General features: G+C 63.9%; 22 protein-coding genes. 8 read left to right on the top strand and 14 right to left on the bottom strand.

Annotated elements, in window-relative coordinates; genetic code table 11:
• Both ACH2CW_RS15095 and ACH2CW_RS15090 read right to left on the bottom strand, forming a co-directional pair.
• Window positions 1-610, bottom strand: a 610-nt coding sequence (locus tag ACH2CW_RS15095; protein ID WP_395059590.1) for an NAD(P)-dependent oxidoreductase, incomplete at its 3' end; no start/stop codon positions are given.
• 72 nt (window positions 611-682) lie between these two features.
• Window positions 683-1,633 carry a DMT family transporter gene (locus ACH2CW_RS15090; protein ID WP_395059588.1) on the bottom strand — a complete coding sequence of 317 codons (951 nt, stop codon included), beginning with the start codon at window positions 1,631-1,633 and terminating at the stop codon, window positions 683-685.
• 174 nt (window positions 1,634-1,807) lie between these two features.
• On the opposite strand from ACH2CW_RS15090, the gene ACH2CW_RS15085 reads away from it, so the two are divergent.
• A complete protein-coding gene (locus ACH2CW_RS15085) occupies window positions 1,808-2,386 on the top strand; it encodes a restriction endonuclease (RefSeq protein ID WP_395059586.1) in 579 nt (192 codons plus the stop codon).
• Between the two features lie 80 nt (window positions 2,387-2,466).
• Here ACH2CW_RS15085 and ACH2CW_RS15080 read toward each other — a convergent pair whose 3' ends face one another.
• From ACH2CW_RS15080 to ACH2CW_RS15030, 11 genes are all read right to left on the bottom strand, one after another.
• The gene (locus tag ACH2CW_RS15080; protein ID WP_395059585.1) at window positions 2,467-3,717 is read right to left on the bottom strand and encodes a YbfB/YjiJ family MFS transporter; all 1,251 of its coding nucleotides are present in this window, start codon (window positions 3,715-3,717) and stop codon (window positions 2,467-2,469) included.
• Complete coding sequence (locus ACH2CW_RS15075) at window positions 3,714-4,388, bottom strand: hypothetical protein (RefSeq protein WP_395059583.1); 675 nt, start codon at window positions 4,386-4,388, stop codon at window positions 3,714-3,716. Before ACH2CW_RS15075 ends, ACH2CW_RS15080 begins: the two co-directional genes overlap by 4 nt.
• Window positions 4,385-5,386 (bottom strand): MlaD family protein, encoded by a 1,002-nt coding sequence (locus ACH2CW_RS15070; RefSeq protein ID WP_395059581.1) that lies wholly within the window; start codon window positions 5,384-5,386, stop codon window positions 4,385-4,387. The genes ACH2CW_RS15075 and ACH2CW_RS15070 overlap by 4 nt, the downstream gene beginning before the upstream one ends.
• Before the next feature lie 32 nt (window positions 5,387-5,418).
• The gene (locus tag ACH2CW_RS15065; protein ID WP_395059579.1) at window positions 5,419-6,222 is read right to left on the bottom strand and encodes an MlaE family ABC transporter permease; all 804 of its coding nucleotides are present in this window, start codon (window positions 6,220-6,222) and stop codon (window positions 5,419-5,421) included.
• 29 nt (window positions 6,223-6,251) lie between these two features.
• Complete coding sequence (locus tag ACH2CW_RS15060) at window positions 6,252-6,680, bottom strand: hypothetical protein (RefSeq protein ID WP_395059577.1); 429 nt, start codon at window positions 6,678-6,680, stop codon at window positions 6,252-6,254.
• 75 nt (window positions 6,681-6,755) lie between these two features.
• The gene (locus tag ACH2CW_RS15055) at window positions 6,756-7,169 is read right to left on the bottom strand and encodes a response regulator (protein WP_395059575.1); all 414 of its coding nucleotides are present in this window, start codon (window positions 7,167-7,169) and stop codon (window positions 6,756-6,758) included.
• 154 nt (window positions 7,170-7,323) lie between these two features.
• The gene (locus ACH2CW_RS15050; RefSeq protein WP_395059573.1) at window positions 7,324-7,536 is read right to left on the bottom strand and encodes a hypothetical protein; all 213 of its coding nucleotides are present in this window, start codon (window positions 7,534-7,536) and stop codon (window positions 7,324-7,326) included.
• A 6-nt stretch (window positions 7,537-7,542) separates the two neighbouring features.
• Window positions 7,543-8,487 (bottom strand): methyltransferase, encoded by a 945-nt coding sequence (locus ACH2CW_RS15045; RefSeq protein ID WP_395059571.1) that lies wholly within the window; start codon window positions 8,485-8,487, stop codon window positions 7,543-7,545.
• Window positions 8,488-8,492: 5 nt separating this feature from the next.
• Window positions 8,493-9,440 carry an iron-containing redox enzyme family protein gene (locus tag ACH2CW_RS15040; protein ID WP_395059569.1) on the bottom strand — a complete coding sequence of 316 codons (948 nt, stop codon included), beginning with the start codon at window positions 9,438-9,440 and terminating at the stop codon, window positions 8,493-8,495.
• A gap of 227 nt (window positions 9,441-9,667) precedes the next feature.
• Window positions 9,668-10,516, bottom strand: coding sequence for an archaetidylserine decarboxylase (gene asd, locus ACH2CW_RS15035; RefSeq protein WP_395059567.1), 849 nt, complete (start codon window positions 10,514-10,516; stop codon window positions 9,668-9,670).
• 62 nt (window positions 10,517-10,578) lie between these two features.
• Complete coding sequence (locus ACH2CW_RS15030) at window positions 10,579-11,694, bottom strand: PQQ-dependent sugar dehydrogenase (RefSeq protein WP_395059592.1); 1,116 nt, start codon at window positions 11,692-11,694, stop codon at window positions 10,579-10,581.
• 273 nt (window positions 11,695-11,967) lie between these two features.
• Here ACH2CW_RS15030 and ACH2CW_RS15025 point away from each other — a divergent pair, with 273 nt between their 5' ends.
• Window positions 11,968-12,516 (top strand): C40 family peptidase, encoded by a 549-nt coding sequence (locus tag ACH2CW_RS15025; protein WP_395059565.1) that lies wholly within the window; start codon window positions 11,968-11,970, stop codon window positions 12,514-12,516.
• Window positions 12,517-12,567: 51 nt separating this feature from the next.
• Here ACH2CW_RS15025 and ACH2CW_RS15020 read toward each other — a convergent pair whose 3' ends face one another.
• Window positions 12,568-13,566, bottom strand: a complete 999-nt coding sequence (locus ACH2CW_RS15020; RefSeq protein ID WP_395059563.1) for a tripartite tricarboxylate transporter substrate binding protein — start codon at window positions 13,564-13,566, stop codon at window positions 12,568-12,570.
• A 315-nt stretch (window positions 13,567-13,881) separates the two neighbouring features.
• On the opposite strand from ACH2CW_RS15020, the gene ACH2CW_RS15015 reads away from it, so the two are divergent.
• From ACH2CW_RS15015 to soxA, 6 genes are read left to right on the top strand one after another with little or no spacing between them, the layout of a single operon-like run.
• The gene (locus ACH2CW_RS15015) at window positions 13,882-14,385 is read left to right on the top strand and encodes a (2Fe-2S)-binding protein (RefSeq protein WP_395059561.1); all 504 of its coding nucleotides are present in this window, start codon (window positions 13,882-13,884) and stop codon (window positions 14,383-14,385) included.
• Entirely contained in the window at window positions 14,382-16,601 is a 2,220-nt protein-coding gene (locus ACH2CW_RS15010; protein WP_395059559.1) for a molybdopterin cofactor-binding domain-containing protein, read from the top strand. Before ACH2CW_RS15015 ends, ACH2CW_RS15010 begins: the two co-directional genes overlap by 4 nt.
• Window positions 16,598-17,059, top strand: a complete 462-nt coding sequence (gene soxX / locus ACH2CW_RS15005; protein WP_395059557.1) for a sulfur oxidation c-type cytochrome SoxX — start codon at window positions 16,598-16,600, stop codon at window positions 17,057-17,059. Before ACH2CW_RS15010 ends, soxX begins: the two co-directional genes overlap by 4 nt.
• A 36-nt stretch (window positions 17,060-17,095) precedes the next feature.
• The gene (locus ACH2CW_RS15000; RefSeq protein WP_395059555.1) at window positions 17,096-17,551 is read left to right on the top strand and encodes a SoxY-related AACIE arm protein; all 456 of its coding nucleotides are present in this window, start codon (window positions 17,096-17,098) and stop codon (window positions 17,549-17,551) included.
• Window positions 17,551-17,874 (top strand): thiosulfate oxidation carrier complex protein SoxZ, encoded by a 324-nt coding sequence (gene soxZ / locus ACH2CW_RS14995; protein ID WP_395059553.1) that lies wholly within the window; start codon window positions 17,551-17,553, stop codon window positions 17,872-17,874. The genes ACH2CW_RS15000 and soxZ overlap by 1 nt, the downstream gene beginning before the upstream one ends.
• A complete protein-coding gene (gene soxA, locus ACH2CW_RS14990) occupies window positions 17,871-18,659 on the top strand; it encodes a sulfur oxidation c-type cytochrome SoxA (protein ID WP_395059552.1) in 789 nt (262 codons plus the stop codon). Before soxZ ends, soxA begins: the two co-directional genes overlap by 4 nt.
• The last annotated feature ends 246 nt before the right edge of the window (window positions 18,660-18,905 follow it).

Genomic DNA, 18,905 nt, shown 5'->3' with positions numbered 1-18,905 from the left:
CCTGCGCCAGCAGATCGTGCAGCTTGCCGACCTGCCGCGCATTGCCCAGCGGCAGCTTGGTCACCACATCAAAAAACACCACCTGCATGCCGAGGTTTTCGGCCAGCACCGAGAGTTGTGTGCCGATGGAGCCGTAACCGACGATGCCCAGGGTCTTGCCGCGGATCTCGAAGGCGTTGTCGGCTGACTTGAGCCAGCCGCCACGATGCGCAGCCGCGCTTTTTTCGGGAATGCCGCGCAGCAGCAAAATCGCCTCGGCCAGCACCAGTTCGGCGACCGAACGCGTGTTGGAAAACGGCGCGTTGAACACCGCGATGCCACGCTCGCGTGCCGCCTGCAGGTCCACCTGGTTGGTACCGATGCAGAAACAGCCGACCGCAGCGAGCTTGCCCGCATGCGCCAACACATCGGCCGTGAGCTGGGTGCGTGAGCGGATACCGACAAAATGCGCATCGGCGATTTTTGCCTTGAGCTCGTCCCCCTCCAGTGCGCCGGGCAGGCTTTCGATCTGGGTGTAGCCCGCGTCGCGCAGCACGGCAATCGCTGAAGGGTGGATGCCCTCGAGCAGCAGGAATTTGAGTTTGTTTTTATCGAACGAGGGTTTGGTCATGAGAGGCGTGTGAACCGGCAACTAAGGGTGCAGGCAGTATGGATGAATCGCTTTGTCCTGGCCGCCGCAAGGTCAGTCCACCGGCGCAGGCGCGGCGCGCGCCAGTGTCTGGCGCCGCCCGGTGAACTGCGCCAGCGCCACACCCACCAGCGTCAGCGCGGCACCGGCCAGCTTGATGCCGGTGTACTGTTCGCCGGCAAACAGCCAGGCCACCAGGCCGGCCACCGGCGGCATCAGATACATCAGCGGCGCGGTGCGGGCCACGCCGCGCACCGCGTTGACCCAGCCCCAGAGCAGCCAGCCCAGAAAGGCCGACACCGTGACCGACCAGACCAGCGCCAGCCAGACCACCAGCGAAGCATCGCCCCAGGGCGCTGTCAGGCCCGCAGGCGAGGCGAACACCACGACCGGCACACTGCCCAGCAGGGTCGCGTAGGCCATGGTGAGTACGCCGCCGTGGCGCTCGATCAACGGCTTGGCCGCCACGGTGTAGTAAGAGAAGAAGCTCGCAGCCACCAGCAAAAACAGATCACCGCCGGTGGCCAGCCACTGCCCGCCCAGCAGCTTGTCGGACAGAAAAATCAGCACGCCCGCAAACGCGACCGCTACGCCGGCAATTTGCGCCTTGTGCAATGGCTCCAGTCCCATGAGGCGCAGGATCAGCAGCGTGAAGATCGGACCGCAGGCCAGGATCAGCGAGCTGGAAAACGCGGTAGACCAGTGAATGCCATAGGTCACCATGCCCACATGCAAAAAATGCCCGGCGACGCCCAGGCGCGCCAGTTCCCAGACATCGCGCCGCGTGAGTTTCGGAAAATGCCAGCCGTAGCGCCACAGCAGCAGGGCCAGCGCGCAGGCCGGCATGATCAGGTAATGCGCAAACAGGAAGCCGCCGGGGCCAACCACGTTGAAGACAAACTTCTGCAGCGAGAAGTTGATGCCCCAGATCACCACCAGCAACAGCGCCAGGCCCAGGGCCAGCGTGGCACGCCGACGTGCAGGGTCGTTCTGCTCACTGCTCATCGCTGGCAATACGTCCGAAATTCTGAAGAAAAAAGACCTGTAGCCCAATGACCATAAGCGCGAGCAGCTATCATTTTCGAAGCATACCAGTTTGCAGGGAGGACCGCAGGCGGCAGCGCTGCACGGCGTGATACAAACACCGCTCTGCCTGAAAGGACTATCTTGAAATTCAAAATGGCTGAAAAGTCACTGTTCGCCGTCTTGCTGCGTTCCTCCTGGTGGATCAGCCTGTCGATTGCCGGCGTCATCGCGCTGGCATCCAAAGCGCTGCTTCCGCCCGAGTACTTTTTGTTCGGCGCCCTGGGCGGTTTTCCGTTTGTGGTGATTTCCCTGATCACGCTGTGGCGGCAATTGAACGCGCCCAGCACCGCCCACGTGGAGGCCACGCTGGCACAGATCAACGCCATGCCGTGGCGGGAATTTTCGTCGGCACTGGAGCAAGCGCTGGTGCGCGAAGGTTTCGAGGCCAAACGTCTGGAAAACGCTGCGGCCGACTTCGAGCTGTTCAAGGGCGGACGCACCCTGCTGCTGAACGCCAAACGCTGGAAAGCCGCGCGCCTCGGGCTGGAGGTCTTTCAGGCGCTGGAGGCGGCGCGCAGCGCGCGGGATGCCAGCAGTTGCATTTGTGTGAGCACCGGCGAAGTCACCGACAAGGCGCGCGCTTTCGCCGCCAGTCACCAGATCCGCGTGATCGAGGGCACCGAGCTGGCGCAGTTGCTGCGGCCGGTGCTGATTGCCAGACCAGCCGCCTGATGCTCTATTTTTGATAGCTGTCTACGCCCAGTGGGCAAGGGCTGACGCCCGATTTATCTTGAAATATCGGCGCAATTCCCTTATTGGGCCGAAGCACGCCTGCCCGCCACCGGGTAGGCGCTGACCATCCACAGATACATCAGCGCGCCGGCCAGCAAGGTGGCAGCGGCGATTTCGAGTGACAGGGTAAAGCCCTCGCCCACACTGCGGCTGTTGCGCAGCAGCATCGCCACCATGGGCGGCCCGGCGATCTGCCCGATGCCGTAGACGGCCGTCAGCAAGCCCATATAAGTGGCAGCGGCAGCCGGCCGCAGGCGCCGCACCTCCTGCATCGCAAAAAAGGTGATGGCGGTGAACGGAATACCCAGCAGCAGGCTGCCGATGGCAAAACCAGCCAGCGTCGGGATAAACACACTGGCTGCAATGCCCAGCGCCTGCACGAAGTAACAAGCGGCCAGCAGGTAGCGGTAGTCGCCCGTGGCCGGAATACGCGTGGCGAGCAAAGCGCCGGTGATCACGCCCAGGCCGAAGATGGGCCAGAAAAAATCAATCCAGACCGAGCCCGGCATCGCTTCGCGCGCAATCACTGGCAAAAAGGTCGCGGTGATGATGTAGCCGAAGCCCGCCAGACCGTAAGCCGCTGCCAACAGCAGTATCTGGTTGCGGCCCGCCGGGGCGTCAGTGCGCAAGGCCGTTGTGGGCACGGGGGCACCACCGGCGCCCTGCCCGCCCGGCTCCTGGAAGGTGCGCCAGACAAAAGCCGTGAGCAGCGCCGCCAGCACGCCAAAAATCAGCCAGCCGGCAGACGCCCGCCACTGCAGCGCCACCATGCCGCTGGCAAACAGGCCGCTGAGCGCAATGCCAGCGCCTGGTCCGGCGTAAATCACCCCGCCCATCATCGGGGCGTTGCGCCGGGCCAGTTGCGACAGGCACCAGCCCGAGGTGTAGACAAACACCAGGGCGCTGGCCACACCAGCGGCAAAACGCAGCAGCGGCCAGGCGGCGGGCACTTGCAGCGCCATGCCAAGAGTCAACACGGCGGTGGCGACCAGGCCGATACGCACCCAGCGCGGGCCGGCGACCTGCGGCAAAAATGGCAGGCGTTTCCAGATCCAGGGCTGGAAGGTGCACAGCAAGGCCCCCACCAGGTAACCGAAATAATTGGCGCTGGCCAGCCAGCTCGCCGTGGGCAGGTCCACCACGCCATCGCTGAGCATCATGGGGAGCAGCGGCGTGAAGGCAAAACGGCCTATGCCCATGGCCGTCGCCAGCGCCAGCAGGCCTGCGACGGCGATGGCCCAGCGGCCGGGTTCGGTCGGCGGCGCGCTCAAGGCCGCGGTCCTGCGGCGCCGGTTTTGACCGGCTCCACCAAGATCATGCGGCGGCGCAGGCGCGCTGCTGCTTCGACATCGCCAGCCTTGTCCGCCAGCTGCGCCTGCACGCCCAACCAGGCCAGCAAGGGGCGACGCCAGCCCTGGCTGGACGCGGTGTCCACCGCCTGCTGCAAGATAGCTGGACTGGCCTGCCCGCGCTGAAACAGGACCGCTGCGGCCACCAGTTGCGACAGCGGATCGGCGATGGCCTTCACGGCGGCGGCATCCCCCGTCGCCGCTGCGCGCTGCGTCGTAGGCAACAGCGCCAGGTCCTGCGGCTGCAGCCGGCCGGCCAGGTAGTCGGCATAAGCACGCTCGGCCGCCGGTGCATCGGCGCGCAGGCGCTCGAAACCGGCGCAGGGCGCAAACACCAGGCTGGCGGTGCGGCTGGCGCAGCGCAGGAGCTCAAGGCGCGCTGTCAGATCGACGCGGCCGGTGCTGGAGACCTCGCTGAGGGCGCGCGCAAATTCCACCGCTTCGACGCGCGAATTGCCTTCCATATAAGCGGCCACGCCGCGCTCTGCGGCGGTTTTGGCTTCGAGTTGCCAGTCCGCCGGTTTCGGGCCGCTGCTGCAGGCGGCGAGCGCCAGCATGGCCCCCGCCATGAAGATGTTGGTCAAGACGTTCATGGCAGCTTGATCTCCGTGTCGCGGGCAAACGGCCACTTGCGGTTGACCTCGTTGATCAGGCCGTCGACCTTGCGCAGGCTGGACTCGACCTCACCGCGCAGCGTGCCGAGATCGTCGGTGGCCGCGCGGGCGTTGGCGCCCACGGCCTGGGCCTCGACCAGCACCGCATCAACTTTTTTCAGGCTGGTGCGCGCCTCCCCGAGCAAGGCATTGAGTTGCACCACGGTCGCGCGCGCTTCGGGCATGACCCCCTTGGCGCCAAACACCTGGGTGTCGGTCTTGGCGGCCAGGCCATCGAGTTTGGTCAGCAAGGCGTTGGTGCGGTCCAGCGTGGCGATCAGTTTTTTGGCTTCGGCCTCGTTGCCGAGCAACACGCTGAGCGCACCGCCAGGTCCGTTCAGGCGTTCGGTCAGCTTCTGCACATTGCCCAGGCTGGCCGCGACCGCGCCTTCGCTGGCAGTCAGGCTGTTGAGGTTTTCGATCAGCTCCTTGGCGGCGGCGATCAGCTTGGGCACCTCAGCGCCGGTGTCGCCCCGCAGCACCTCGCGCACCGCCCCATCGGGCAGTGGCGGGTCTTTGAGCAGGCCGGTGTAGGCCCGGATGTTGGTGCTGCCGACCAGGCCGCGCACCAGCGTGAAGACGCTGGAGGTGCGCAGCCAGTGCGCGTCGCGCGTCGGTACGTCAATGATGATGCGCGCCTTGCCGTCGTCGGCCAGCTCGATGCGGCGCACGCGACCAATTGGGAAACCGGAAAACGTCAGGTCCATGCCGACCACCACGCCTTCGGAGTCCTCGGACACCAGCACCAGTTTTTGCGTGCTTTCAAAGAGTCCGCGCGCATACAGCACATACAGCGCCGAGCCGATCACCAGCGCCGCCATGAAGACCAGCAGCAGCACCGCCTTGAACTCCAGGTTGGCCACGGGAGGCAGTTGACCCAGTTCGTCCGCGGGTAACGGTCTGCCGCTTCCGGCGATGGTGTCCTTGGGATCACTCATGGGGGGGATTTTTCATGGAGGGCTCGGCGGTTTCAATAATAGTTGCCCACCAGGGACAACACCTCGATCAGCAGGATCACAGCAAACATGCGCACCAGCATGCGCAGCTCGGTGCTGGCGCGCAGGCGCAGTTCGGTCGGATCGTAGAGGGCCGAAGCCATCGGAATCAACGACACCACCAGGCTGAAAAACAGGGTCTTGAGCACAAAGATCAGCGTGACCTCGGGGTTGAACACCTGGCCGAACAGACGCGTGTAGGTAGCCACACCAGACAGCGTGAAGCCGTAGACGGCCAGGTAGGCCATCACCAGCGCCACCACACAACTGAGCGCCGCCAGCGTGATGGTCGAGAAAATGCCCGCGGTCACGCGCGGCAGCACCTCGTGGCGTATCGGGTCCACGCCGCGCTGCCGCAGCGCTTCAAGCGTACCGGCGCGGCGCATCTGCGACAGCTCGACACCGCTGGCAATGGCGCAGCGCAGCGCCACAAACATCGCCGCCGTCAGCGGAATCAGCTCCAGCACCAGCACCCGGATCACCACCTGCAGCGCGTACTGCGACAAGCCGTAACTGATGGCGGTCACGATCACGATACGCGTGATGACCACGGTGATCAGCGCGCACATCAGCGTGAAGCCGAGCAGGTTCGGCGCGGTGTTGTGGTAGATGTGCTGGGCCAGCACACGGCGGTGGGGGCGTCCATAACTCGAGGGCGACATGGCCAGCACCAGGATCATCGCGCCGAGGTAAAGCAGGCGCCACCAACCCACCAGCCAGTCGCGGGCTCTGCGGTTGAGCAGTGAAAGCGAAGAAGCCTCGCGCGCAGTTGGGATCATGAAACCATGATAGCGGTGAGGATGCGCAATCAGGCCAGCGGGCCCTGGTCCAGCGGCAAGGAGCCATTGGGAATGCCGCCTGCCAGTTGCAACCGGCCAGCGGCCTGGGCGATGCCTTCGCGGTCACCGTGCCACAAGGCGCCGACATAGGCACGGTAGTCGGGGTGCCAATCGGCCGCGTCTTCCAGCGCATCCAGCACGCCTGCCACATCGTCCAGCGCCTGCACATGCGCCGCCACTTCGACGGCCAGGGTGCAGGTGGTGTTGATCACGCGGTCAAAGTCCTCATCGTCCGGGGTCAGCGCAGAAATACCAAACAGGTCGAACACCTGCGCAATCGATGCGGCAGATGCCGGGTCCAGCGACTCCTCACCGGTTTGAGGGTCAGTTATTTTTTCAGCAGGGTAGGCCGCTTGTTCGGAGGCTGCGAGCAATTGCTCGCGAAATAAGACGGTCATGCCGGTCTCCAGAAAGAGTGAAGCGCCGTCCCAGCGCGACGCGAGCGCCAAGTTTAGGCGATGGCACCGGGCCGCTCAGCCAGCCAATGACTTGCAGTAGCTGAGAAAATCATCCATCTCGGTGCCTTTGTCGAACACCGCATCGGCGCGCAAGGCCAGGCACTTCTGGCGCAGGTCATCGGTCAGTTCCCCACTCAGAACCACCACCCGCTGCCCGGGCCGGCGCGTGGTGCACCAGCTCAGCGCCCCGACGCCGCTGCCCTTTTTGAGATGCAGGTCCACCACCGCGAGGTCCCAGGCGCTGTCGTTGGACGACAACCAATTGGTGGCAGCGACCTCGTTGTCTGCATAAAACAGGACTTCTATTGACGCAATGTCGCGCAGCGCATCCACAATGATGTTGCGCAGCACCACGTTGTCTTCCACCAGAAAAACCTTGAGCGCGCGATGCCCTCCATGACTGCTGTGATCTTTATCTTTTACCCGCATCTGAGCTCCACTTGGTCCCAAAGTGTAGGCGCGCCAGCTAAAGGCACTCGCTGCCCGGCCAGATCCCGGCACTTCAAGCGCGAGCGCAACGCGAAAATAGTCTTCTATCCCCGACCGGGCGCCGAATCCGCAGGCGCCGCGACGAGCCACGACATCAGCGCTGATTAAAGCGGTAGGACGTCTTCGGGGACCACGGCTTGGCCACCTGTTTGCCCAGTTGTGAGCCCGGTGCAAATGGCCAGGCTTTGACAGTCAGCGCGCCGGCGTGACTGGTTTGTGAACCGGCATCATCGTCTGTTTTGACGGCTTTCAATTCCCTGGAGGGGTCTGATGGCTTGCGCATAACGCTCCTTTGATGTTCATTCAAGATATTTCATGACTTCACGGCGACCAGTCCGACCGCCGCAATCCGGTCCGCATGCCGGTAAACCGCCCGTTCCAGCTCTTCGCCGAAGACATCGGGGTCTATTTCGGCGTAGGTATACGTACAGCCCGCCTGCCCCAGATGCGGCTCCATCTCCCGGATGAAATGGTCAACGCCGTCCACAATCGCAACGCCGGTGTACAGGATCAGCCGTCCGCCGGGCCGCAGCCGCTGCAGGGCCTGGGCGCCGATCTTCACGCTCAGCGCGCGGCCCAGATCACCACCGCCATGACGGTAAGCACGCTGGGCGTCGTCTTCAAGGTAAGGCGGGTTCGACAGCACCACATCAAAGTCGCCAGTAACGGCGGACAGCACATCGCCGGGTGCAAGGTCCACCTCCACACCCGCCGAGGCCGCGTTGATGCCGGCGTAACGCAGGGCCAGCGGGTTGATGTCGTTGAGCGTGATCTGCGCGCCCACGCGCAAACGTGCCGCGATGATGCCGCCCGCGCCGCTTCCGCATCCCACATCGGCGATACGCAGTGGCTTGTCTGCGGCGGCCACGGGCAGGTGATCGCGGATCAGGTTCAGAAAACGGTAGGTGTCCGGGCCAAAGAAAACGGCATCGTTGGCCAGCGTGGGGAACGCTGAATGCACAAACAGGTCACCGTCAAAACTCGATACCCTGACGCGGCTGCGGTACAGCGCCTCCTCGCGCACCACCAGGCCTTGCAGCAGCAGCAGTTCGAGCAGGTCGGCGGGCAGAGCCGCTTCAGGGAAACTGAGCGACCAGCCAAAAATATCGCGCGGGTTACCCGCCGCAGTACCCTGACGGTTGACCAGCACGTGTGCATGTGTAAGCGGGGAGACCGTGATGAATTCGTAGGCCTGTTCTCGCAGATGTTGCAGTAAGGCCTTCAGCGCTGCGTCGAAGGCCGCTGGGGATTCGCGCATCAGTGTCAATGCCTCGGGACAAGCTTGTCCGAATAACAGTCAAAACAGCGTTGTCCGCACAACAGCCGCATCAGCGCACCTTCGGCAATAAAACGCCCGCACGCGGGGTCCGCTTCGACCAGGGGCGCGATCACTTCTGCATTCCAGGCCTGCGAATGATGTACATCAAGCACGGCGTGCAGATCAAAGTAGGCGCGAACGCGCCCGCTCATCCCGAGGCGCCGCATGCCGTTCGACACCTGCTTGACGCGTGTGGGTGCGGTCAATTCAATAGCGCCCAGCGCGCCAATCGAGTGGTAGGTGTAGCGGCGCGACGCAGCCATGCCCAGCATGGTGTTGGCCAGCGCCAGCGCTGGCCATTCGGTGCTGTCGATGCGCGGGTCCAGCCCAAGTTCGGTCACCACATTGGCCAGCATGGCGCCATGCATGGCCTTCGGTTTGCCATGGCCCATTTCATCCCAGTAGTTGCGGGCCAGCTCAAGCTTGGGACGGCTGGGGAGCTGGACCTGGGTGTAAGCCAGCAAATCGTCAAAGCCGGCTTCACCGGCCGCTTCCTGGGTCAAAAACCAGCACATATCCTGATAAGTCGCTGTGTGCGCCAGCCAGTCAAACAAAGGGTGCTGCTGGCCGGGGCCGGTTTGCGCAATACCTTCAAACCAGCGCACGAAGGCCTGGGCATTCAAGCCGGCCGGTGGCAACAGGGGCGCGACGGTGGCGCGCAGATTTTCAAGATACTCGCCTTCAGCGCTGCGCCAGACCAGTTCGGCACGCAGGTGCGCTCGCCAGTCGCTGCTGGGCGTTGCGACAGCCACCCGCTGCCGGTTGAAATGGGCCAGCCCGCGGTGAAGGGCAAGCGGATCGTGGCCATCGACGGGGGCCGCATCGATGGGGGCTGAAAACAGGTCAGGGGATAGCGGGAAATCGCCGCCTTCGGTAAAAAATTCCTTGGCCACAGGTGCTCCAGTGCAGACCAGGGGCATTTCGCAGGATGCGAGCAGTCGGGTCTAGCTGAAAAGCTTAGGCAGGCCGCTGGGTCTCACTTGTAGGAAATGGATGAAGATTCAGTAGGCCTGTCGCAAGCGCCGGTCCAGAATCCAGATACGAGGTCGAAAGCGCATGCAGGCCATGCCGGTCGGGCGCAAGCTGCTATTCAATGGATAGCAGAGAAGCAAGCCGGCAATCAGTCGGCCAGACGGGCCATGGCCTCACCCAGCCGCACCGCCGCGCCCGGCGCCCAGGCTGGGTTGAAGTGGCAGGGACCTTGCGGGAACAGCAGCACGACGGTGGAGCCGAGCAGAAAGCGCCCCATCTCGTCGCCTTGCCGCAACGCCACCGGCTCGGCGTCATAAAGCCAGTCACGCACCGCGCGCGTTCTTGGCGGATTGACGACACCGTGCCAGACCGTCGCCATGCTGCCAACGATGGTGGCTCCGACCAGCACCAGCACAAAAGGGCCGCGCGCCGACTCGAACACACAAACCACCCGCTCATTGCGTGCAAAAAGGCCCGGCACACCGCGCGCTGTGGCCGGGTTGACCGAAAACAGCTCACCGGGCACATAAATCATGCGGCTCAAGCGGCCGTCGGCCGGCATGTGGATGCGGTGGTAGTCCTTGGGGCTGAGGTAGATCGTGGCAAAGCTGCCACCATCAAAACGCGCGGCCAGTTCGCGGTCGCCGCCGACCAGGGCGGTGGTCGAGTAGTGGTGGCCTTTGGCCTGAAAAATCTGATCGCCAGCGATGGCGCCAAACTGGCTGATGGCACCGTCCACCGGGCAGATCAGGTCGGCGGTTGCCAGTGGCCGGGCGCCGGGTTTGAGGGCCCGTGTGAAAAAGTCGTTGAAGCTCGCATAGCTGCCGATGTCCGGATTGGCCGCCTCGGCCATGTTGACGCCGTACTTGCCTATGAACCAGCGGATGATGCGGGTGGTGATCGCACCGCCCCGCATGGACGCGATATGGCGGCCGAACTCGGTGATCGCCCGTTTGGGCAGAAGGTATTGCAACAGGACTTCGGATCGTTCGGACACGCGGCTCACTCTGGTCGGGAAAAGCAGCCATTCTATCGACGCAGGCCAGGCGCTCCCTTCATTTACTGCGGCTGCAGACGCAGCAGTCGGCCCTGCGGGCTGTCGGTCAGCACATACAGCAGGCCGTCCGGGCCCTGGCGCACATCCCGAACGCGACCACCACCCTCCAGCAGTCTGTGTTCGCGCACCACCTTGCCCTTGAAGGGCTGTTCCAGCTCGATGCGGTTGAGATAGCCGAACTTCAGGGAGCCGACAAACAAGTTGCCCTGCCAGGTCTTGCCGTACTTGTCGCTGCTCAAAAACGCCATGCCCGAGGGCGCAATCGACGGTACCCAATGATGCAGCGGCTGCTCCAGGCCGGTTTTGGCGTTGATGCCCTCCCCCATTTTGCCGCCACCGTAGTTCTCGCCGTAGGTGATGACCGGCCAGCCGTAGTTGCGCCCAGGCTGCGGCAGGTTGATCTCATCGCCGCCCTGCGGCCCGTGTTCATGCGTCCAGTAACTGCCGTCGGGCGACAACGTCGCGCCCTGCATGTTGCGGTGGCCGTAACTCCAGATTTCGGGCAGCGCGCCGGCCCGGCCGACAAAGGGGTTGTCTTTGGGAACGCTGCCGTCTTTGTTGATGCGGACCACCTTGCCGTGGTGGTTGTCGAGTTTTTGCGCGTCCTGCATGCGCGAATAGCGGTCCCCCAGCGTCAGGAACAGCGTGCCGTCGGTTTTGCCGTCTTTGCGGCCCTCGACAATCCGGCAGCCAAAATGTGCACTGCTCGAAAACTTGGGTTTCTGGCTGAAGATCACCTTGACATCTTCAAGCCGCGAATTGTCAGGCGCCAGGGTAGCGCTGGCCAGTGCCGTGCTGTTACCGCCCGACGCCGCAGCCTCCGAGTAACAAAAGTAGACCCGCCGGTTGGCCGCAACATCCGAATCGGCTATGACGTCGAGCAGGCCGCCCTGCCCGCCGGCATCAATCGCAGGCAATCCCGGCAAAGCCGGACCGACCGGGCCATCGGCCTCGACCACCCGCATGCGGCCAGGGCGCTCGGTCACCAGAAAGCGGCCTTGCGGTAAAAAAGCCACCGCCCAGGGGTTCTGAAGACCACTGGCAAGCACCTCGGGACGCACGCCTTGCGCCTGGGTCTGACTGAACCCGACAGTCCCCAAAAACGCTATCAAAATCATAGCTGCTTGCGCACGTCCCTTATGGGCAGAAGGCATATTTCACTCTCAATTCAAAGCGTTGACTCAGGCCCGACACATGGCGGGGAAAGAACAGCCAATATGCCAGCCTTCACGCAAGCTGGCAGGGTCGACTTCCGTCCCCATCTGGCTGGCGTGGGTTCACCGAAAAATATACGATTTGTTTTATATCGTTACAAATCAATGGCTTAACAACGCAAGCTAGAAAAAACTTTAGCTTGACGTAGGACTGGTCCTTCAAGTACTCTTGCGCCCATGCGTTTCACCCTGCTCGTCACCAGCCTTCTGCTTGCCGCCACGGCGCAAGCCAGCCCCGGTCATTCCGGCGACGACATGGACAAATTCCTGGCCGACAAAGGCCTGCTCAACCGGATCGACCAGGTACGCCAGTCGGTCGGCCACAGGGCGTCCGAACTGGTCATCAACGCCATGGGGTTTCTTGGCGTGCCTTACCGCCGCGGCGGCAACTCGGCGGAAAGCGGCGTGGACTGCAGCGGTTTTGTCAAAGCCATCTATGAACAAACCGTCGGCCTGATCCTGCCGCGGCGCGCCGAGCAGCAAGCGGCCGCCACCCAGAACATTGACCGGACGGAACTGCAGCCCGGTGACCTGGTATTTTTCAACACCATGAAGCGGGCCTTCAGCCACGTGGGCATTTATGTCGGTGACGGCAAATTTATCCACGCACCCAAACCCGGCGCTGAAGTCCGCGTCGAGAGCATGGGCGTCGCCTACTGGGCGCGCCGGTTTGACGGCGCACGCCGCGTGCACGGTGGCCTGCCCACCAATACCTCCGGTGAATAAAGCGCCAAAGTCGCTGTAGCGGCTGCTTTCAGGCCCTGCGGGCCTCAACGCTCATTCCGCCTTGACCCCCGCCTCGCGGATAACCTTGGCCCACTTGGTGGTCTCCAGGGCAATAAACGCATCAAATTCCTCAGGCGTGCCACCGGCCCCAAAGGTGCCCATGGCGTCCAGCCGCGCGCGTATCTCGTCGCTGCGGATGATGCGCCCCACCTCGTCCGACATGCGTTTGACGATGTCTTTGGGCGTCGCTGCGGGCGCCAGCATGCCGGCCCAGGTGCTGCCGGTAAAGCCCGCGAAACCCTGCTCGATAAAGGTCGGCACATCCGGCACGGCTGGCAAGCGGCGGTCACTGGCCACGCCGATCAGGCGGACCTTGCCGGCCTTGCCCTGGTTGATCAGGCCGGTGGGAGCGTCAAAGAAAAGCTGGATCTGCCCGCCGATCAAATCTGTCAGCGCGGGCACCGCGCCGCGATAGGGAATGTGCACCATGTAGGTTTTGGTGATGGCCTTGAGCAACTCACTGCTCAGGTGCGCGGCCGAACCATTGCCTGAAGAGCCAAAGCTGATCTTGCCGGGGTTGGCGCGGGCATAGTCGATCAGTTGCTTCGCGGTTTTAAAAGGTGCGTCGTTGTTGACGGCAGCCAGCAGCGGAGACACCCCCATCAGCGACACGCCGGTCAGGTCTTTGCGCGGGTCATAGGGCAGCTTGGGGTACAGGGTGGTGTTGGCGGCATAGGCGGCGATGACCACCGCAAAGGTACTGCCGTCGGCCGGCGCCTTGGCCAGCAAGTCCACCCCGATGATGCTGTTGGCGCCAGGCTTGTTGTCGATGGTCACGGTTTGCTGCAGGCGGTTTTGCAGGCCCACTTGAACCAGGCGCGCCATCTGGTCGGTGAAGCCGCCCGGTGTGTAAGGCACGATGATGCGAATCGGCTTGTTAGGCCAGGCCGGCTGTGCCAGCAAGGGCGCGCACACAGTGGCGGCACCGGCCGTGATGGCGAGACTAAAGCGGCGTCGCGACAGGGTGCGCAGGGAAGCGGTATCAGGCATGGTTTCTCCAAAGGGTAGCTCCATTCTGGGACGCCGCGCAGTGATGCGCCTAGCGGGTTTGCCCCCAAAAAACCCCTTAAACAAGTCACGCTGGCACCTTGGCGACGCGTTCTGTTCCGCAAGGTGGAATCAACTGGATGGTCAGAACCTTGTTGGCTGGCCACAGGCACGTCGATGGCGGCGAATTGTCACCCTTGATCCATGCCAGTCAGCACTTTACTCAGGTATAGCTCCGGGAGGTGCGACGGGCATCATGCCAGCGCTACCATCTGCCGGGGTTATGGATCCACACTCTGAAAAAACAGGAGCGCAAGCATGGCCAAACTGAACGTCAACGGCAGCGTGAGGGAGTTTCAGGCGGAGGGTGACACCCCGCTGCTCTGGGTGATCCGGGAGCAGCTCGGACTCACCGGCACCAAGTACGGTTGTGGCATCGCGCAGTGTGGTGCCTGCGCCGTGCATATCGATGGCGTGGTCACACGCAGTTGCGTGCGGCCGGTCTCAAGCGTACGCGCCAACCAGAAAATTGTGACGATCGAGGGACTGTCACGCGACGGCTCACACCCGGTGCAAAAAGCCTGGGCCGCGCTGGATGTTCCGCAGTGCGGCTACTGCCAGTGCGGCATGATCATGGCGGCAGCGGCTTTGCTCAAAACCACGCCCAACCCCACCGATGCCGACATAGACCAGACCATGACCAACATCTGCCGCTGCGGCACCTACAACCGGGTGCGTGCAGCCATCAAGGTGGTGGCAGCCGGCGGCGACACCAAAACTGCCGCGCTGGCGATCCAGCACACCGACGGGAGCACAACATGAAGCAGCAGGCCCTGGCACCCTCGGAGATTCTTCCCCTGCCTGCGGACGCCCTGAGCCGCCGCAGCTTCCTCGCCGCCTCCGCCTCGGCGGGTCTGGTTGTGGCTTTCCACATCCCGCTTGCGGGTCAGGCGCTGGCGCAGACCAGCCCTTCACCAGAAATAAACGCCTGGGTGGTGGTCAACGCCGATGACACGGTGATTATCCGCATCGCCCGCTCCGAGATGGGACAAGGCACCCTCACCGGGCTGGCGCAACTCGTCGCAGAAGAGCTCGAGTGCAACTGGGCCAAGGTGACCACCGAATACCCGACGCCCGGCCAGAACCTCGCGCGCAATCGCGCCTGGGGCAACTTCTCCACCGGCGGCAGCCGCGGCATCCGCGAGTCGCACGACTATGTGCGCAAGGGCGGCGCCACGGCGCGGTTGATGCTGGTACAGGCGGCCGCCGATGAATGGAAAGTACCGGTGTCTGAATGCAGCGCAGCCGCCAGCGTCATCACGCACACGCCCAGCGGTCGCACCACGACCTATGGCAAGGTGGCCGTCGCCGCCGGCAAACTCAAGGCGCCAGTTGAGGTCACCCTGAAGGACCCGAAGGACTGGAAGCTTGTGGGCAAGCGCCTGGCCCGGCTGGACACCCTTGACAAGGTCACCGGCCGGCAGATCTACGGCGCCGATCTGAAGATGCCGGGCCTGCTCAACGCAGCCATCAAGGACTGCCCGGTCTTCGGCGGCAAGCTCAAAAGCTTTAACGCTGCCGCCATCGAGAAACGCCCCGGCGTGAAGAAGGTGCTGCGTGTCGGTGACAGCGCGGTGGCCGTGGTGGCCGACACCTGGTGGCGCGCCAAGACCGCACTCGACGCCCTGCCCATCGAATGGGACAACGGGCCGAACGTCGCCAATTCGAGCGCCACCGTGGCGCAGATGCTCAAGGCCGGGCTCGATGCGCCCGATGCAGTGGTCGGCAACCAGAACGGTGACGCCAAGGCCGCGCTGGCCTCGGCCGCGCGTCGCATCGAAGCTGTCTACGCCTACCCGCACCAGAACCACGCCACCATGGAGCCCATGAACGCGACGGCGCGCTGGACACCCGAGCGCTGCGAGGTCTGGACACCGACCCAGAACGGTGAAGCGGCACTGGCCGCCACCTCGGAGGCCGCCGGCCTGCCTGCGTCGAAATGCGAGGTCTACAAGATCCACCTCGGTGGCGGCTTCGGCCGGCGCGGTGCGGTACACGACTGGGTGCGCCAGGCGGTAGACATCGCCAAACAGATGCCAGGCGTGCCCGTCAAGCTGCTGTGGTCGCGCGAGGAAGACATGCTGCACGGCCGTTACCACCCGGTCACCCAGTGCAAGTTGCAGGCCGGGCTGGACGCACAGGGCAATATCACGGCGCTGCACATGCGTATCTCGGGGCAGTCCATCCTGGCGGGCGTATTTCCGCAGAACATCCGCAACGGACTGGATCCGGTGCAGTTCCAGGGCCTGAACGCGCCGGGGCCGGAAGCCTCCATCGGTTACAGCTTTCCCAACCTGCTGATCGACCACGCGATGCGCAACCCGAGTGTGCCGCCGGGCTTCTGGCGCGGCGTCAACCTGAACCAGAACACCATTTACCTGGAGTGTTTTCTGGACGAGGTCGCTGCGGCAACGCAGCAGGACCCGCTGGCGTTGCGCCGCAAGCTGATGGCCAGTCACCCCAAACACCTGGCGGTTCTGAACGCGGTGGCTGAACGGGTGCGTTGGGATGTGCCGCCACCGGATGTGCGCGGCCAGAAGGTCTACCGCGGGCTGGCGCAGACCATGGGTTTTGGCAGTTATGTCGCGGCCTGCGCCGAGGTCTCGGTGGACAAGGAAGGCACGCTGAAAATCCACCGCATCGTTGCCGCTACCGACCCTGGCTACGCGGTCAATCCGCAGCAAATCGAAGCGCAGGTCGAAGGCTCATTCGCCTACGGACTGTCAGCCGCGCTGTTCGGCGAATGCACGCAGAAAGACGGCCGGATCGAGCAGGACAACTTCAGCACCTACCCGGTGGTGCAGATGCAGCACATGCCAGCCGTGGAAACCATCATCGTCGCGTCGGGCGGGTTCTGGGGTGGCGTCGGTGAGCCGACAATCGCGGTGGCCGCACCGGCCGTGCTCAATGCCGTCTTCGCCGCCACCGGCAAACGCATCCGCGAGCTGCCACTGAAGAACCACAGCCTCAAGGCATGACACAAGCGGGCTGGGTATCCACCCTGGTGTTGGCAGCCGGGCTGCTGCCGGCCCTTGCCTCCGCGCAGCCGCTTGCTGGCCAGACGCCTCTGCGCGTCGTTGGTGATGCCATTCCCGAGTCGCTGAGCGGCGTTCCTGGCGATGCGGCGCGCGGCCGCGCCATTGTGGCGAGCCGGCAAACCGGCCTGTGCCTGTTGTGCCACGCCGGCCCGCTTCCCGAGGAACGCTTCCAGGGCAACCTGGCGCCCGACCTGGGCGGCACAGGCGCGCGCTGGTCCGAAGGCCAGCTGCGCCTGCGTATCGTCGACCCACGGCGCCTGAACCCGCAGACCCTCATGCCGGCTTATTACCAGACCGATGGCCTGAACCGCGTGGGCGTCGCCTGGCAGGGGCAGCCGGTACTGGCAGCTCAACAGATTGAAGATGTGGTGGCCTTCCTGCGCACCCTGCGTGATTGAAAACTGTCCATGCAGCCCCACCCGCCCCTCCCCGCTTTGCCAACCCTTACCCGGCGCCGGGTACTTGGTGGCGTTGCGGCGCTGAGCGTCGGGGTGCGCATGGGTCCCGCCGCTGCAAGCACTGATGCACTGGCCGCCGCAGTGGCGAGTTATGCCGGTGGCGCACCGGTGCGGCCCGGCAAGGTCAGGCTGGACATTGCCGAACTGGTCGACAACGGCAACGTCGTGCCGCTGACTGTGACGGTGGACAGCCCGATGACGGCGGGTGACCATGTCAGGGCGATTGCCATCTTCAACGAGAAAAACCCGCAGCGCGATGTGGCGAAGTTCACGCTGGGTCTGCGTGCCGGCAAGGCCAGCGTCAGCACACGCATCCGCCTCGCGACCTCGCAGCAACTGGTCGCCGTCGCGCAACTGAGTGACGGCAGCTTCTGGTCGCACACGGTCAACGTGATCGTGACCTTGGCGGCGTGCATCGAAGGCGATCCCTGATGGCACGCACACTCATCAACGCACCATCCACCGCCAAACGCGGTGAGGTGATCGAGATCCGCACCACCATCGCCCATCCGATGGAAACCGGTTTTCGTCCTGGTGACGACGGAAAACTCGTGCCGCGCGACACCATCCGGCGCGTGAGTTGCCGCTACAACGGCGAGTTGGTCTTCAGCGCCGAGTTGTTCTCCGCCGTCGCGGCCAATCCCTATGTCGCCTTCCACACTGTCGCCACAGACAGTGGCACGCTGGCGCTGACCTGGGAAGGTGACAAGGGTTTTTCGCAGACGGAAAACCTGAATCTCACCGTCACCGCATGAGGGTGGCAGGACATGGCGGGCTGATTGTGCTAGTCCTGCTGGCCACAGGCTCTGGCGCCTTCGCGCAAACCCCGGCTGGCATGGACACGCGCCGTTCGGGCTTCGACTTCATGAGGCCATCGACCCAGGCCATGCAAAAGGACGATGCCCTCAATCCCGCCATGTTGTGGGTCAAGGAAGGAGAAGCGCTGTGGAGCCAGCCCGTTGGCCAAAGCGGCAAAGCCTGCGTGGCCTGCCATGCCGCAGCGAGCAGCAGCATGCGCGGCGTCGCGGCGCGATACCCGGCGTTTGATGATCGGCTGTCGCGGCCCCTCACCCTTGGCCAGCGCATCAACCAATGCCGCCAGCACCACCAGCAAGCCGCACCCTTGCGCGCTGAAAGCCAGGAACTGCTGAGCCTGGAGACCTATGTCGCCTTCCAGTCACGCGGTTTGCCGCTCGCGCCGCCCGACGACGAGCGGCTCTCACCTTTTCGCAAACTGGGGGAGCAGCGATTCATGCAGCGCATGGGCCAGCTCAACCTGTCCTGTGCCCAGTGCCACGACAACAACGCCGGTGGCCGTCTCGGCAGCAGCTTGATCCCCCAGGCCCACCCCACCGGCTATCCGGTCTACCGGCTGGAGTGGCAGACACTCGGCTCGCTACAGCGGCGCCTGCGCGGCTGCATGAGCGGCGTACGTGCCGAACCGTTTGCCTACGGTTCGCAGGAATTGCTGGAACTGGAGCTGTACCTGGCGATGCGCGCCAAAGGTTTACCCGGTGAAACCCCTGGCGTGCGGCCTTGACGAAGCGCCGAACACAACTTGCCGATTGCGGCATGACGCGCCCAGGGAATTGATCAGCGATACCCTTGTTGCAAGGCCGCGTTTTTTCTGTGATCCTTACTCATCTTGCCAATGACCTGCGTCCGCTGACCATAACCTCCAGGAGAATTCCATGCGAAAAATACTTGCCAAAACCGGCCTCGGCCTGGCTGCCATTGCCGTCTGCATCGGCGCCTTCAACGCCACCGGGCAGGCCGTGGTGCCCGG

Source organism: Polaromonas sp., assembly GCF_043778355.1.
Lineage (GTDB): Bacteria > Pseudomonadota > Gammaproteobacteria > Burkholderiales > Burkholderiaceae_C > Polaromonas.
This window is presented reverse-complemented; position numbering and strand designations above follow the sequence as displayed.